This window comes from Nocardioides sp. NPDC006273, from assembly GCF_040613495.1.
Lineage (GTDB): Bacteria > Actinomycetota > Actinomycetes > Propionibacteriales > Nocardioidaceae > Nocardioides.
Map to the genome: position 1 here is coordinate 1 of NZ_JBEXSD010000034.1, position 14705 is coordinate 14705.

Consider the following 14705-nt stretch of genomic DNA (forward strand, 5'->3'; position numbering starts at 1 on the left):
CCCCTATTCCCAACCCCCCCCATCTTCCGATCTGCTTCGCCCCGCTGGTGTGCCTCTCCCCCAACAATAATTGCCGTGGTGCGCGGCCAGGAGTGCGCCATAGCGCACCCCTGGCAGCACACGGCGGATCATTTGGCGTCGGAGTCCAGCGTCACCTTTGCGGTCTGCTCCTTGCCGTTGCGTGACCAGGTGACCTCTACCTCGTCGTCTGGGCGGTAGGAGCGGACTGTTGCCACCAGCGAGTCGGAGCCGGTGATGATGTGGTCCTCGACCTTGGTGATGATGTCGCCCTTCGCGAGGCCCGCCTTCTCGGCGGTGCTGCCCTGGCCGACCTCCTGGACCTGTGCCCCGGTGACCGAGGTCTGGCCGCTCTGAGCCGCGGGGGAGTCGGAGACCGAGATGCCGAACTGCGCGTGGGTGGCCTGCTCGCCCTTCTCGAGCTGCTCGACGATCGGACGGATCTCGTCGATCGGGATGGCGAACCCGATGCCGATCGAGCCCGCGTCCTGGCCGCCTCCACCAGAGGTGGAGCGGATCGAGGCGTTGATGCCGACGAGGTTTCCGTTGAGGTCGACGAGCGCCCCACCGGAGTTGCCCGGGTTGATCGCCGCGTCGGTCTGCACCGCGGGGTAGACGGTCGCCGCGCCGCTCTGGTCGACGCCGACGTTGACCGGGCGGTCGAGAGCACTGACGATGCCGGTGGTCACCGTCTGGTCGAGACCGAACGGCGAGCCGATCGCCACGACGCTCTGGCCGACGGTGAGGTTCTCGGACTTGCCCATCGTGATCGGGGTCAGGCCGGAGACGCCGCTGGCCTTGATCACGGCGGTGTCGGTGAGCGGGTCGGTGCCGAGGACCTCGGCGGAGGCCGACGTACCGTCGTTGAAGTCGACCGTCACGGTGCCGCCGTTGGCCGCCAGCTCGACCACGTGGTGGTTGGTCAGGATCGTGCCGTCGGAGGAGATGACGACCCCGGAGCCCGAGCCGGAGCCCTGCTGGGAGGTGACCTCGATCTTCACCACGGAGGGGAGCACCTTGGCCGAGACCTTCTCGATGCTGCCCTCGGGGATCTTCGCGTCGACGACCTGCGAGGTGGCCGGGGTGTTCGCCCCGCCACCGATGCCGTCACCGGCGAGGGCGTCGTAGATCGCCGCCCCGCCGACGCCGGCGGTGCCACCGGCCACCAGCGCTCCGGCGAGGACCGCGGCGACGAGACCGGCTCGGCCGGCGCCGCGCTTCTTGGCGGGTGGCCCGGGCGCCCAGGGTGTGCCGGGCGAGCCGGGCGAGCCGGGCGCGGTCGGCATGACAGCCGTCTGGGCCGGCGGCGGTGCGTACGGGCCGGCGGACGGCTGGGCGGACGGCTGGGCGGACGGCTGGGCGGACGGCTGGGCGGACGGCTGGGCGGACGGCTGGGCGGACGGCTGAGCGGACGGCTGGGCGGACGGCTGGTCGGTTCCGGCGGGAGCCGGGGGAGTCCACTGAGGCGGGGTCCCACTCGGCTGCTGAGAAGGGATGTCGGTCATGTGATCGAGTCTGACCAGCGTCCCTGTGAGCCGGCTGAGACGGGGCTATGTGGTGCCGAAGAGAGGAACGACTCCTCTCGGATGCCGGCTAGTGGCTCTCGATCCGCAGGGTCACCTGCTTGAGCAGCTCCGCCAGGTCCGTACGCCGCTCCGGACTCAGGCCCTCCAGCAGCCTGGTCTCGGCCTCACCGCGCAGGTCCATCGCCCGGCGCCAGATCTCGATGCCGGCCTTCGTCGCCTCGACGCTGATCTTGCGGCGGTCCTCGACCGACGCCGTACGCCGCAGCCACCCGGCCTTCTCCATGCTGTCGAGCCGTCCCGTCATCCCGGCCGGACTGATGTCGAGGTCCTTCGCGAGCGCTGTGGGCGAGGCGTGGCCCGGAGTGTCTCGGATCATCAGCATGTGGAGCGTCTTGTACTCGAAGTCGGCGAGCCCGACCTCGCTCGCGGCCGCCGCGCGGGCGTCGTCGAAGAACTTCGCGATGGTCCCGATCCGCACCGTGATCGCCTCGATCTCGTCGTCGAAGTCGATGTCGATCCAGTGGTCGCGCCAACGGTTCACGTGACGATCGGCCCCGTCCTCCGCAAGGTCGTCGGTGGGCGTCTCAGCGGGTCGCAGCTCGGACATGGCTCGACCCTACAGGGTAATTCGTTGGCGAATAGTTCGCTAGCGAAGTAAGTTTGCGACATGACCGCCACCACCGAACCGGCGACCAAGTGTCGTTCGCCGCTGAGGCATCGCAACTTCCGCCGGCTCGTGACCGGGACGGCGTCCTCGTCGCTGGGCAACGCGATCACCCCGGTGGCGCTGGCCTTCGCGGTGCTCGACCTCGGCGGGACGGTCACCCAGCTGGGCATGGTGGAGGCGATCTTCGCGACCTGCCAGGTGGTGACCACGCTGGCCGGGGGCGTTCTCGGCGACCGGGTCTCGCGCAAGCTGATGATGGAGGGCACAGCGGCGATCAGCGCCGTCGTCACCGGAGCGCTCGCCGCGACGGTGATCCTGGGAGTCGCCACCATCCCCTCGATCGCGGTGATGGGCGGCCTAGCCGGCATCGTCGCAGCGCTCAACCAGCCCTCGGCGATGGCGATGACCAAGGTCGTCGTGCCGGCCGACGAGCTCGGCGCTGCCGTCTCGGTCCGGTCGCTGCTGCAGACCACCGCCTCGACCGTCGGCTACGCCCTCGGCGGTGTGCTCGTCGCGGTGGTCGGCCCCGGCTGGGCGATCACGGTCGACGCGCTCACTTTCGCCGTCGCCGCGATCGCCTACGCCGGGATGCGGGTGCCCCACGAGCGCCCGCCCCGCAAGGCCTCGATGCTGGGGGAGCTCGCCGAGGGCTTCCGCGAGGTGATGCGGCACTCGTGGCTGTGGTTCCTGATCCTGCAGGCGCTGCTCTACCACCTGTTCTGGTCCGGCGCTCACAGCGTGCTCGGGCCGATCGTCGTGGGCGAGGGGATCGGCCGCGCGTCGTGGGGCTTCGCGCTGGCCGCGCTGATGGCGGGCTTCTTCGTCGGCGGCCTGTTCTGCCTGAAGTTCCGCCCGCGTCGGCTGCTCTCCGTCGGAGTCTTCTTCCTCGCGATGACAGGCCTCTTCCCGGTCGCGATGGCCGTCTCCGACACTCTCTGGCCGATCCTCATCGGAGCCTTCCTGCACGGATTCGGCCTGCAAATCTTCGACATCTTCTGGCAGATCGCGATCCAGCAGGAGATCCCCGAGGACAAGCTCTCCCGGGTCTACTCCTTCGACATCGTCGGCTCGTTCATCGCCCGCCCCATCGGTCTCGCGCTCGTCGGCCCGGTCGCGCTCGCGGTCGGTTTCGACCCGTGGCTGCTCATCGTCGCAGCGGTGATCTCCGGGTCCGCCCTGATGTCGTTCTCCTTCGCCGGGGTACGCCGCCTCGAGCGTGCCCCCGACCAGCCCGCCTAGAGAGGAAGGCCGAGCGAGAGCAGGTCCCTGCGGAGCTGCTCGGCTCCGGTGAATTGGAACGCCTGCATGCCCACGGCCGTGGCGGCGGCCACGTTGGCGACACTGTCGTCGATGAAGACCAGCCGCTCCAGCGGGATGCCGGCGCGCTCGGCGACGAGCCGGTAGATCGCCGGGTCGGGCTTGGCCAGTCTCTCCTGCCCGGAGACGACGACGTCGCGGAGCAGCTCGATCACGTCGTACGTCGCGGGAGCATGCGGATAGAGCTCGGCCGACCAGTTGGTCAGGCCGAGCTGTGGGACGCCGGCTGCGGCGAGCTCGCGGACCAGCTCCTGGGTGCCGGGGACCGGGCCCAGCAAGGAGAGCGGAAAGTTGTCGACGTACGCCGCTCCGGCGCTGAGCCACTGGGGCGCATCGCTCTCGAGGACGGCGAGTCCCTGGGCCCAGGTGCGGCCGGCGTCCTGGGCGTGGTTCCACGACCGGAAGTCGTAGGACCCGAGGAACGCGCGGGCGTCCGCGTCCCCGACGCCCGCCGCGATGGCCGGGAGGGGGTCCCAGCGGATGAGGACATTCCCGAAGTCCCAGACGACTGCATCCACGCTACCCATGTTGCTCCTTTGCGCTGCCCGTCTCGAGTCGGCGCAATACGGTCCTCGCTTCGCTCCGGTCCGTTTGCGCCGACTCGAGCCTGGCTGAGCGCTACGCCCAGCGAACGTCGCGCGGGACGAACGTGAGACCGCGCTCGCCGGTGTAGATCTGCTTCGGACGGGCGATCTTCTGCTCCTTGTCCTGGACGAGCTCCAGCCACTGGGAGAGCCAGCCCGGCGTACGCCCGATGGCGAACAGCACGGTGAACATCTCCGGCGGGAACTCCAGGGCCTCGTAGATCAGGCCGGAGTAGAAGTCGACGTTGGGGTAGAGCTTGCGCTTGACGAAGTATTCGTCCTCGAGCGCGATCTTCTCCAGCTCCATCGCGATGTTGAGCAGCGGGTTGGTGCCGGTGACCTCGAAGACGTTGAGCGCCTGCTGCTTGATGATCGTCGCGCGCGGGTCGTAGTTCTTGTAGACCCGGTGGCCGAAGCCCATCAGTCGCTCGTTGCCGGCCTTGACGCCCTCGATGAAGGCGGGGATGTTCTCCACCTTGCCGATGCGGCGCAGCATCCGGAGCACCGCCTCGTTGGCGCCACCGTGGAGCGGGCCGAAGAGGGCGCCGACGCCGGCGGCGACCGAGGAGTAGGGGTCGACCTGGGTCGAGCCCACGCTGCGGACCGCGTTGGCGGAGGCGTTCTGCTCGTGGTCGGCGTGCAGGATGAAGAGCGTGTCGAGCGCCTTCTCGATGCGGTCGTCCGAGGCGTACTTGCTCTCGCTCATCTTGAAGAGCATCGAGAGGAAGTTGCCGGTGTAGGACAGGTCGTTGTCGGGGTAGACGTACGGCTTGCCCTGGGCGTGGCGGAACGCCCACGCGCCCAGCGTCGGCATCTTGGCGATCAGCCGGATGATCTGCAGGCGACGGTTGTCGGGGTCGGAGATGTTGGCGGCGTCCGGGTAGAACGTCGACATCGCACCGACCGACGCCATGAGCATGCCCATCGGGTGGGCGTCATAGCGGAAGCCCTGCATGAACTCCTTGATGTTCTCGTGCACGAACGTGTGGAAGGTGATCTCGTGCACCCACGCGTCGTACTCCTCCTTGGTCGGCAGCGCGCCGTGGACCAGGAGATAGGAGACCTCGAGGAAGCTCGACTTCTCCGCCAGCTGCTCGATCGGGTAGCCCCGATACTCGAGCACGCCCTTGTCACCGTCGATATAGGTGACGGAAGATCGGCAAGAAGCGGTGTTGACGAAGCCGGGGTCATAGACGGCCAGGCCAGGACCTTCTTCGTGGGTGGCCGGGTCAGCGGCCTTGATCTTCCCCAGGTCGGCGGCGCGGATGGTGCCGTCGGTGATCGGGATGTCGTACTCCACCCCGGTGCGGTTGTCACGCACTGTTAGAGATTCGGTCACGATCAGCAACGGTAACCCTCTTGAAATCACCTTCGTAACTCGGCGTCCCACCCATTGGCCGAATTCGACTCAGAATCGAAGCCTGTCCCGCGCCGGTCTGGTGTCGCCGGAGGGCTCCTCGTCGCCGAACCGGGTCAGCGCGTCGCGCAGTCGATGGAGGTCGAGAACGGTCTGTACCGACCGCTCGTTCAGGGCCTCGTCCTCTCCGCGGAGCACACGCAGCGCATCCTGGACATCGATCTCGCTCGGCTCCCCGGTCATGGGGACATAATCTAGGCGGCCGGACCAAAGGAAGCGACCGCAGGTTGGTGTGCCACAGATTCCGGGGTGGCAGATTTCTGACAGGTCCTTGGAGGCACGGTCAGAAATCTGTGAGCCCGGGCCAGCAGCATGGTCGGAGGACAGCCGCAGCGGCGGCTGGAGACGCGATCATGCTCGGGGGACGCGATGCTGCGGATTCACTTCACCTATGACGACCTCGCTCGGGTCAGGATCGCCGACGGGCCCGATGCGCTCTGGGAGGTGCAGCTCAGCCTGCACGCGCTCCAGACGCGCGGGCGCGCCGTGGAATCGAGAACTACACCGACGCCGAGGTGCGCCTCGAGGGTCGCGGGCTGCTGCTCCAGCCGTCCTACTTCTGCGAGCCGGACACGCCATTGAAGCTGTGCGATCCCGGGCCGGAGCCGATGCTGGCCTATCCCACCGCCAAACCGGCCACCGGACTCACGATCTCGGCGGACTCGGCGGACTCGGCGGACTCGGCGGACGCGGCGGACTCGGCAGAACCTGCCGGGCAGCTCGATCAGCCGGTGGTCGCTTTGCTGGGACGTACGCGGGCCAAGGCGCTCGCAGCGGTTCGGTCCGGGTGTTCGACCAGTGAGCTGGCCCGCCGGTGCGAGATCTCGGTCGGCTCAGCCAGCCAGCAGGCGAGCATCCTGCGCGAAGCCGGACTCGTCGCCACACGGCGCGAGGGCACCTCGGTACGCCACGAGGTCACCACCCTCGGGGCGCAAGCGCTGAGCGGGGCGACGGCGTCCTGATACACCTTTCGGCCCTGGCCAAAAAGGTTTCGCCGAGGCAGCGGCTGATCGGACCCTCGGAGGGTCACTCCTCCACATCAGATTCATCTGAAGGTCCATCTGAAAGGAAAGCTCAGGATCAAGCGCATCATCGCCGCGGCAGCACTTACGCTGGCGGCCACCAGCCTCGCCTCCGGGGCCATGGCGGCGGAGGGCGGAAGCGTCGACTTGAAGACCGGCAGCGCGGTCGAGGAGGTCGGCACGGCCGCTGTCTCGCCGACGGTCTCGCCTGCGGCCGAGCGGACGTTCCACCAGACCGGTGGCATCCGGAACTACGCCTGCCCGTCCGGGCGCCTGTGCGTCGACGTGTGGGACCCGACCGCCAACACGTACAAGGTCTTCCAGTTCTACCGATGCCAGACGCACGCGCTCCGAGGGTTCTACTCGACCTACACCCCGGAGTACGAGAACAACCAGACCACCGGCACCGCAACCTACTTCGAGCGCTCAGCGGGGGACCGGTATCTGAGGTCGACGGCGAAGCACGCCGAGCGCGGCATCAACTGGGACCCGATCAACTACATCGACGTCTGCTGACTCGCTGCTGACCCCGCTGCTGAGGGTCGGAGGACGGGCGATCCCAGGTCTGGGGTCGCTCATCCTCCTGCTCTGACAGGCTCTAGACGTCCTCCGTGTCGGGGCCGTGGGCAACCCGCCACAGCAGCACCGCGACCGAGGCGCGCTGTCGCCCGCGCCCCTTGATCGGCGAGTAGCCGAGCTGGGCGCTCAGCCAGGTCAGCCGCTCCTGCAACGTCGAATGGTGCACATGGAGCATCGCGGCCGACTGCCGCAGGCTCGGCTGGTCCAGCACCGCGTGGAGCGTGTCCACCACCCACGGATGACCGGCGAGCAGCTCCTCCAGACGTCGTACGTCACCCACCCGCGCCGCCTCGGCGGCGCTGATCCGCTCCGCGATGACGGCAAGTGCCCCGAGGTCGTCGTAGCGGACCACCGCGGGCGCGAGACCGCCTACGTCGGAGGCCAGCCGGAGGGCCGTACGTGCCTGCTCCAGCGCGGCCGGCAGCTGGAGCGGATCGGGGGCTACGGCGGCGCCTGCGCGGATGCCGTCCGGGATGGTGGGCGTGCCGGGAAGCAGCGCGACCACCAGATCGCCGACCGTGCTGCTCAGTGTCGCCCGCAGGTTGGTCGAACTGCTCAGCACGACGGTGACGGGACCGGCGGGACCGGCGGGACCGGCGGGACCGGCCAGATCCAGACGTGCGACCGCGTCCCGCCTGTCGGCGTCGGTCGCGTCGGGGTCGCACGCGATCCTGACCAACCCGCTGGTCGAGGGGTCGGGCGCCCCCGTGCTGAGCGCCTGCAGGGCGCGGGCGGCGCGTTCGAGGATGAGCGCGTCGAGCGGGCCGTCGTCGCCGGTGCGCTCGAGCCAGAGCCAGGACCCGGGCTGGCCGGGCACCGGGGCGTGGTGCCAGCCGCCGTCGGTCTCGCCGGCCAGCGCGCGGCCGTCGGCCGCGAACCGCTTGGCGAGGCCGCGCGCGGCGTCGTGGAGCCCGGCGGGGGAGCCGGCCAGTGCCGCCGCGGCGCGTACGACCGCGGCGGTCGAGGCCCGTTCGTCCACGAGCCGGTCGAAGTGGTCGATGACGCGTAGCGCACTGGCCGTGTCGTCGTCGACCACCTCGAGCTTGCCGATCAGATCTCGCACCTGAACCTCCCTGGCCCACTCTCGCCCACGGAAGGCGAGCAAGCCAGCGGATCAGGCCTCGAGCGCCCTGCGGACGAACTCGTCACGGGTCGCGATCGAGGCACGGGAGACCGCGGCGTGCCCGGCCATCATGTCGAACCCGTGGAACCCGCCGCCCCACATGTGGAGATCGACGCTGACGCCGGCCTCCGAGAGTCGGCGCGCATAGGCCAGCGTCTCGTCGCGGAACGTCTCCGCCGAGCCGGTGTCGATGTAGGTGCGGGGGAGGCCGGTGAGATCCTCGGCGCGCGCGGGGGCGGCGTACGGGGAGACGCCGGGGCCACCCCGGCGTTCGCCGAGCAGTGCCGTCCAGCCGAACAGGTTGGCCTCGCGGTCCCAGACTCCCTCGTCGTCGAGCATCCGACTGCTGTGGGTCTCGAAGCGGTCGTCGAGCATCGGGCAGATGAGGATCTGGTGGCTCAGCTTCGGGAAGGACCGGTCGCGGGCGAGCAGCGCCGTGCCCGCGGCGAGGCCGCCGCCGGCGCTGGCTCCCGCGATCATGAGGTGCTCGGGATCGATGCCGAGCTCAGCGGCGTTCTTCGCGGTCCAGACCAGGCCGGCATAGCAGTCCTCCACGGGCGCGGGGTCGGGATGCTCCGGGGCGAGGCGGTACTCCACCGACACGACCACGGCGGCGCCCTCGGCGACGTGCGGGAGGAAGCCCTCGACGCCGAACACCCGATTTCCGATCACCATGCCGCCGCCGTGGATGTGGTAGATCACCGGGCGCGGCGGGCCGTCGACGGCCGGGCTCAGGATCAGCAGCGTGATGTCGGGGGCGCCCTCCGGGCCGGGAACCTGCCGCTCCTCGACCCTGACCGCGCCGCCGACGGTCAGATCCGCCGGCTCCATGCCGGGGAACCCGTCGACGCTCTGCTGCCGGATCAGCGGGAGGATCTCCGCCGAGAAGGGCGGGATGCCCTGGCGTACCGCTTCGAGGACCGGCACGAGCTCGGGATCGAACGGCGGTCGGACGGGGGTGTGGGGGAAGATCTGGCCGGCGGTCGTCTCGGTCATGGGGGTGCTCCTTCGGTGAACGGGGGTGGATCCAGCCTCCTCCGGCGCCGTCGGTCACGGTACCCGGCCTGTGGCGGGAATCACATCCGCTGCCCCCGCCATCCGGCGGGCGGGGTGCTGCGAGAAACCGATGTGCGGTCGAGGGGTACGCCGGGAGAGAATGGGTGACCTCATGTCCTCCGACCAGCCTGCCGCCGTCTCCATCGCGATCACCTATCCTGCCGAGCTTCCGGTCACCCAGCGCCGCGAGGACATCGCCGCGGCCATCCGTGACCACCAGGTCGTGATCGTCGCAGGCGAGACCGGGTCGGGAAAGACGACGCAGCTGCCCAAGATCTGCCTGGAGCTCGGGCGCGGGTCGGCCGGACTGATCGGGCACACCCAGCCGCGCCGGATCGCGGCCCGGTCGGTCGCCGAGCGGATCGCCTCCGAGCTCGGCACCTCGCTCGGGGACCTGGTCGGCTATCAGGTGCGGTTCATGGACAAGTCCTCGGCCGCATCCCGGATCAAGCTGATGACCGACGGCATCCTGCTCGCCGAGCTGCAGCGAGACCGCGACCTGCGCCGCTACGACACGATCATCATCGACGAGGCCCACGAGCGGTCGCTCAACATCGACTTCCTGCTGGGCTATCTGCGCCGGCTGCTGCCGCGGCGACCGGATCTGAAGCTGATCATCACCTCCGCGACGATCGACCCGGAGCGGTTCGCGGCCCACTTCGCCGACGCTTCGGGCGACCCCGCGCCGATCATCGAGGTCTCCGGCCGCACCTATCCGGTCGAGGTCCGATACCGGCCGCTGATGGAGCTCTCCGAGGAGGACGAAGAGGGCGAGGTCGTCGTCCGCGACCAGACCGAGGCCATCGTCGACGCGGTCAAGGAGCTCTCCGCCGAGGGGCCCGGCGACGTGCTCGTCTTCCTGCCGGGCGAGCGGGAGATCCGCGATGCCGCCGACGCGCTCTCGGACGCGCTCGGGCTGAACAAGGGGCGCTCCGGCGCGGGGCTGGTCGAGATCGTCCCGCTGTTCTCCCGGCTGTCGGCCGCCGATCAGCACCGGGTCTTCTCGGCTCACACCGGCCGCCGGATCGTGCTGGCGACCAACGTCGCCGAGACCTCGCTCACGGTCCCCGGGATCAAGTACGTCGTCGACACCGGTGTCGCGCGCATCTCCCGCTACTCCGCACGCACCAAGGTGCAGCGGCTGCCCATCGAGCCGATCTCGCAGGCCTCGGCCAACCAGCGGTCCGGACGTACGGGGCGGGTCCAGGCGGGCATCGCGATCCGGCTCTACTCCGAGGATGACTTCGAGGGACGGCCGGAGTTCACCGACCCCGAGATCCTGCGTACGAACCTGGCCTCCGTCATCTTGCAGATGGCCTCCCTCGGGCTGGGGGACATCGCCCGGTTCCCCTTCGTGGAGGCGCCGGACCGGCGCAACATCACCGCCGGCGTACAGCTTCTCGAGGAGCTCGGCGCGATGCACGGGCAACGGCTGACGAAGCTGGGCCGGCGGCTGGCCAGGCTGCCGATCGACCCGCGGCTGGCGCGGATGGTGCTGGAGGGCGAGCGGCTCGGCTGCGTACGCGACGTCATCGTGGTCGCGTCCGCCCTCTCGCTCCAGGACCCGCGTGAGCGGCCCGGGCAGGACCACCCCAAGGAGCAGGCGCAGGCCGACCAGCTGCACGCGCGGTTCAAGGACGAGACCTCCGACTTCCTCACCTGGCTCAATCTATGGCGGTATCTGAAGGAGCAGCAGCACGAGCTCTCCTCGAGCGCCTTCCGGCGGCTGTGCAAGCGGGAGTTCCTGCACTACGTACGCGTCCGGGAGTGGCAGGACCTGGAGTCGCAGCTGCGACAGGTCTGCCGGGAGATGAAGATCGACCTCGGCAAGGGACACCGCGACGTCGTCGAAGCTGCCGCGGACGCAGGTGAGAACAAAGTCACGTACGACGCCGACGGGATCCACCAGGCGCTGCTCTCCGGGCTGCTCTCGCACATCGGTGCGCTGGAGGAGCGCGACTCGAAGGCGGAGGCCGCTGCCCGGCGGGACAAGCGGCGGCCGGGGCCTCGTGAATATCAGGGCGCCCGCGGGGCCAAGTTCGCGATCTTCCCCGGGTCGGCCCTGCACCGGAAGAACCCCCAGTTCGTGATGTCCGCCGAGCTGGTCGAGACCTCCCGCCTCTGGGCTCGGCAGAACGCCGCGATCAAACCGGAGTGGGCCGAGCAGCTCGGTCGTGACCTGGTGAAGCGCACCTACTCCGAGCCGCACTGGTCCCAGAAGCGCGCGTCGGTGATGGCGCGGGAGAAGGTGACCCTCTACGGCGTGCCGCTGGTCGCCGACCGTCCGGTCGCCTTCGGCAAGATCGATCCCGAGCTGAGCCGGGAGCTGTTCATCAGGCATGCCCTGGTCTACGGGGAGTGGCGTACGAACCACCGCTTCCTCCGCGACAACGCCAAGCTCGTCGAAGAGGCCGAGGAGCTCGAGCACCGCGCCCGGCGCCGCGACATCGTGGTCGACGAGCACACGCTCTTCGACTTCTACGACCGCCGCCTCCCGGCCACCATCGTCTCCGGGGCCCACTTCGACCAGTGGTGGAAGCAGGCCCGGCGGGAGGCGCCGGACCTGCTCACCTTCGAGCTGTCGATGCTCACCAACGAGGCTGCCGGGGAGGTGTGCGAGAGCGACTTCCCGGCCGAGTGGGCTCTGCAGAACCCCGGCGGTGGCCCGCTCACGTTCCCGCTGAGCTACCACTTCGAGCCGGGCGCGGCCGACGACGGGCTGACCATCGACGTACCCGTCGCCACGCTCAACCGCGTCGGCGCCGACGACTTCTCCTGGCTGGTGCCCGGGTTGCGCGAGGAGCTGGTGACCGCGCTGATCCGGTCGCTCCCCAAGCAGCTCCGGGTCAGCTTCGTGCCGGCCCCGGACAAGGCGCGTGCCTTCCTGAAGGAGACCCCGCCGGGGGAGGAGCCGCTGCTGACCGCGCTGGAGCGCTGGGCGCGCTCGACCGCCGGCGTGCACATCCCACGCGAGGCCTGGGACTGGGCCAAGGTTCCCGAGCACCTGCGGCCGACCTATCGGGTCGTCGGCGAGGACGGTCGGGAGACGGCCAAGGGGAAGGACCTGGACGCGCTCAAGGCCCCGCTCGAGGGCGAGTTCGAGGCCGCGATCGCCGAGGTCGCCGCATCGGCCGGTCACACCCGCACCGGCGAGACGACGTGGGTCTTCGGCTCGATCGAGACCACGGTCACCGAGAAGCGTGCCGGCCACGAGGTCACGGTCTTCCCGTGCCTGGTCGACGAGGGCACGACGGTCGGCCTCATGGTCGCCGGGACGGCGGAGGAGGCCGAGGCGCGCCACCGCCTGGGTGTCGTACGCCTGCTTCTGCTCGCCCTCCCCGATGTCGGCAAGCGGGTCGTCGACAGCCTGTCCACCATGGAGAAGCTCGCGCTGGCAGGCTCTCCCTACCCGAGCGCCGCCGAGCTCGTCGAGGACTGTCGCGCCGCCGTCGTCCGCCAGGTCGTCGATGCCCGTCCGCTGCCGCGGACCCCGCAGGCGTACGACGCCCTGCTGGCCGCCGCAGGGACGCCGGCCGACCTGGCCGCGGCCGTCCGTGCGGTCCTCGTCGACGTGATGCGGGCGTTCGAGGCCTATCGCGAGACCGACAAGGCTCTCTCCGGCCGGGCCGACATGTTCCAGCTCCCCGCCCTGACCGACATGAAGGACCAGCTCGCCCGACTGGTGCACCGCGGGTTCGTCGCGGAGGCGGGTGTGCAGCAGATCAGGCGGTATCCGACCTATCTGAAGGCCATCGTCGAGCGCCGCCGCAAGCTCGATGCCGACCTCCGCGCCGACCGCACGACCCACGACCGGATCTCCTCCCTCCAGGACGCCTATCTGCACCAGGTCGCGGCGCTGCCCGAGGGCCGGCCGCCGGGGTCGAGGCTGCGGCAGGTGCGGTGGATGCTCGAGGAGTACCGCGTCCAGCTCTGGGCCCAGCAGCTCGGCACCGCGGAAAAGGTCTCCGACGCGCGGATCCGCAAGCTGCTCGGGTAGCGCTTGCTGGTGTAACTCGCAGTGAAACTAGGTGTGTAACACGCTGTTTGTAGGTCTATCCGGTCGTTCTAACGGGCGAGTAGACCTACGAACGACGTGTTACACGTGTGCTGCGGCCGCTACGCTCGATCTGATGTCCAGAGAGTTTCATTCACCGATGCGTCCCGGGGACGGCTTCTTCGACTCCATCCTCGGGGGAGACGACCCTGCCCTGGTGCAGGAGGCGGCGGACGCGGCGGCGACCGCCCTGGTGCGCGGTGCGCGGGAGAGCGACGACCCGGCTGTCGTCGAGCGGATCCTCCATCTGGCCGAGTCGGAGGGCATCGAGACGATCGCGGAGGTCTGGTCGAGCTCGCCGGCGGAGTCGCTGGCCGGGTGCCTGTGGCGGCTCTACCTGCTCCGCAGCTGGGTGTACGCGGATCCGGTCGGCGCAGCGCGAGAGTTCGAGGCCGGGCGGACCAAGGCCCAGGTCGCGCAGGTGGTGGCCGGTGTCGCCGAGCCTCCGGGCCCGGAGGAGCTCAAGACGATGGTCGACGAGGTCCTGCGCGGTATCGCCGGCAGCGACTTCGCGGTGGTGCTCCTCCGTGCTGCCGCGTTCTCCCGCGTCATCGCCGCCGGACGGGCGGCGCTGGACCCGGATGCAGCCGCCACGAACGTACGCAGCGTGCTGCAGCTCTCCGAGCAGCTCGAGGCCGCGGGTCACGCGGAGCTCGAACAGCGGTTGGCCTAGAGGTCCTGCCGAGGCGTGTGCGGTAGCCTCCTGTTCACTTTGATGCGGCTGGGTTGGAAGCACCGTTACACTGGTGCTTGAACACGTCGGGCTGCGGCAGCCCCGGGTCCCAACTTCAGCCGCTTCGAGCGGCCTTGCGCCGTGAGGCGCTCCCGGTCCGGCGTGTTCATCATCTTTTGCGGTGCGCCTCGGCTGGGCGGCCACGACGCCAGCCATCTATCCAGGAGCCGAAGTGACCGACACGCAGCCGTCCCCGCGCGAGGGCGTCATCTCCTACGAACCCGAGATCGGTGACGGCAACGCCGACCCGGGCGAGGTCGTCTGGGGCTGGGTGCCGTACGAGGACGACGAGACCAAGGGCAAGGACCGGCCGGTTCTGGTGATCGGCCGGCGCGCCGGCGTACTCCTGTGCCTGATGCTGACCAGCAAGGACCACGACCGTGACGAGGCGCAGGAGGCGCGGCACGGCCGGCACTGGATGGATGTGGGCACCGGCGGCTGGGACCGCCAGGGCCGGCCCTCCGAGGTCCGTCTGGACCGGCTGATCCGGATGGGCCCCGCCGACGTACGCCGTGAAGGTGATGCGCTGGCCAAGGCGATCTTCGACGATGTGATCAAGGCCGCACGCGATCACCTCGCCTGAGGCCGTTCTGAGGTGTTCTCAGGCTG

Annotated in this window: 13 protein-coding genes; 6 read left to right on the forward strand and 7 right to left on the reverse strand. The window is 69.6% G+C overall.

Features of this window, described 5'->3' with window-relative positions; genetic code table 11:
• Positions 1–128: 128 nt before the first annotated feature.
• Both ABZZ22_RS15750 and ABZZ22_RS15755 read right to left on the reverse strand, forming a co-directional pair.
• Positions 129–1523, reverse strand: a complete 1395-nt coding sequence (locus tag ABZZ22_RS15750; protein WP_354932920.1) for a trypsin-like peptidase domain-containing protein — start codon at positions 1521–1523, stop codon at positions 129–131.
• Between the two features lie 88 nt (positions 1524–1611).
• Positions 1612–2151, reverse strand: coding sequence for a MarR family transcriptional regulator (locus tag ABZZ22_RS15755; RefSeq protein WP_354932922.1), 540 nt, complete (start codon positions 2149–2151; stop codon positions 1612–1614).
• Between the two features lie 60 nt (positions 2152–2211).
• On the opposite strand from ABZZ22_RS15755, the gene ABZZ22_RS15760 reads away from it, so the two are divergent.
• The gene (locus ABZZ22_RS15760; RefSeq protein WP_354932924.1) at positions 2212–3450 is read left to right on the forward strand and encodes an MFS transporter; all 1239 of its coding nucleotides are present in this window, start codon (positions 2212–2214) and stop codon (positions 3448–3450) included.
• On the opposite strand, the gene ABZZ22_RS15765 is transcribed toward ABZZ22_RS15760, so the two are convergent.
• The 3 genes from ABZZ22_RS15765 to ABZZ22_RS15775 all read right to left on the reverse strand — a co-directional run bounded on the left by ABZZ22_RS15765 (position 3447) and on the right by ABZZ22_RS15775 (position 5712).
• Positions 3447–4055, reverse strand: a complete 609-nt coding sequence (locus ABZZ22_RS15765; protein ID WP_354932926.1) for an HAD-IA family hydrolase — start codon at positions 4053–4055, stop codon at positions 3447–3449. The genes ABZZ22_RS15760 and ABZZ22_RS15765 overlap by 4 nt on opposite strands.
• A gap of 91 nt (positions 4056–4146) precedes the next feature.
• Entirely contained in the window at positions 4147–5433 is a 1287-nt protein-coding gene (locus ABZZ22_RS15770) for a citrate synthase (protein ID WP_354932928.1), read from the reverse strand.
• Between the two features lie 87 nt (positions 5434–5520).
• Complete coding sequence (locus ABZZ22_RS15775) at positions 5521–5712, reverse strand: hypothetical protein (RefSeq protein WP_354932930.1); 192 nt, start codon at positions 5710–5712, stop codon at positions 5521–5523.
• Positions 5713–6044: 332 nt separating this feature from the next.
• On the opposite strand from ABZZ22_RS15775, the gene ABZZ22_RS15780 reads away from it, so the two are divergent.
• Entirely contained in the window at positions 6045–6491 is a 447-nt protein-coding gene (locus ABZZ22_RS15780) for a winged helix-turn-helix domain-containing protein (RefSeq protein WP_354932932.1), read from the forward strand.
• Positions 6492–6671: 180 nt separating this feature from the next.
• Positions 6672–7067 (forward strand): hypothetical protein, encoded by a 396-nt coding sequence (locus ABZZ22_RS15785; protein WP_354932934.1) that lies wholly within the window; start codon positions 6672–6674, stop codon positions 7065–7067.
• An 82-nt stretch (positions 7068–7149) separates the two neighbouring features.
• On the opposite strand, the gene ABZZ22_RS15790 is transcribed toward ABZZ22_RS15785, so the two are convergent.
• Both ABZZ22_RS15790 and ABZZ22_RS15795 read right to left on the reverse strand, forming a co-directional pair.
• The gene (locus ABZZ22_RS15790) at positions 7150–8193 is read right to left on the reverse strand and encodes a helix-turn-helix domain-containing protein (RefSeq protein WP_354932936.1); all 1044 of its coding nucleotides are present in this window, start codon (positions 8191–8193) and stop codon (positions 7150–7152) included.
• 51 nt (positions 8194–8244) lie between these two features.
• Positions 8245–9249, reverse strand: a complete 1005-nt coding sequence (locus ABZZ22_RS15795) for an alpha/beta hydrolase (protein ID WP_354932938.1) — start codon at positions 9247–9249, stop codon at positions 8245–8247.
• A 160-nt stretch (positions 9250–9409) separates the two neighbouring features.
• Between ABZZ22_RS15795 and hrpA the strand changes: the two genes are divergently transcribed.
• The 3 genes from hrpA (at position 9410) to ABZZ22_RS15810 (ending at position 14679) form a co-directional block, all read left to right on the forward strand.
• Positions 9410–13306 carry an ATP-dependent RNA helicase HrpA gene (hrpA, locus tag ABZZ22_RS15800; RefSeq protein WP_354932940.1) on the forward strand — a complete coding sequence of 1299 codons (3897 nt, stop codon included), beginning with the start codon at positions 9410–9412 and terminating at the stop codon, positions 13304–13306.
• Positions 13307–13439: 133 nt separating this feature from the next.
• A complete protein-coding gene (locus ABZZ22_RS15805; protein WP_354932942.1) occupies positions 13440–14036 on the forward strand; it encodes a hypothetical protein in 597 nt (198 codons plus the stop codon).
• 232 nt (positions 14037–14268) lie between these two features.
• The gene (locus ABZZ22_RS15810; protein WP_354932944.1) at positions 14269–14679 is read left to right on the forward strand and encodes a type II toxin-antitoxin system PemK/MazF family toxin; all 411 of its coding nucleotides are present in this window, start codon (positions 14269–14271) and stop codon (positions 14677–14679) included.
• The last annotated feature ends 26 nt before the right edge of the window (positions 14680–14705 follow it).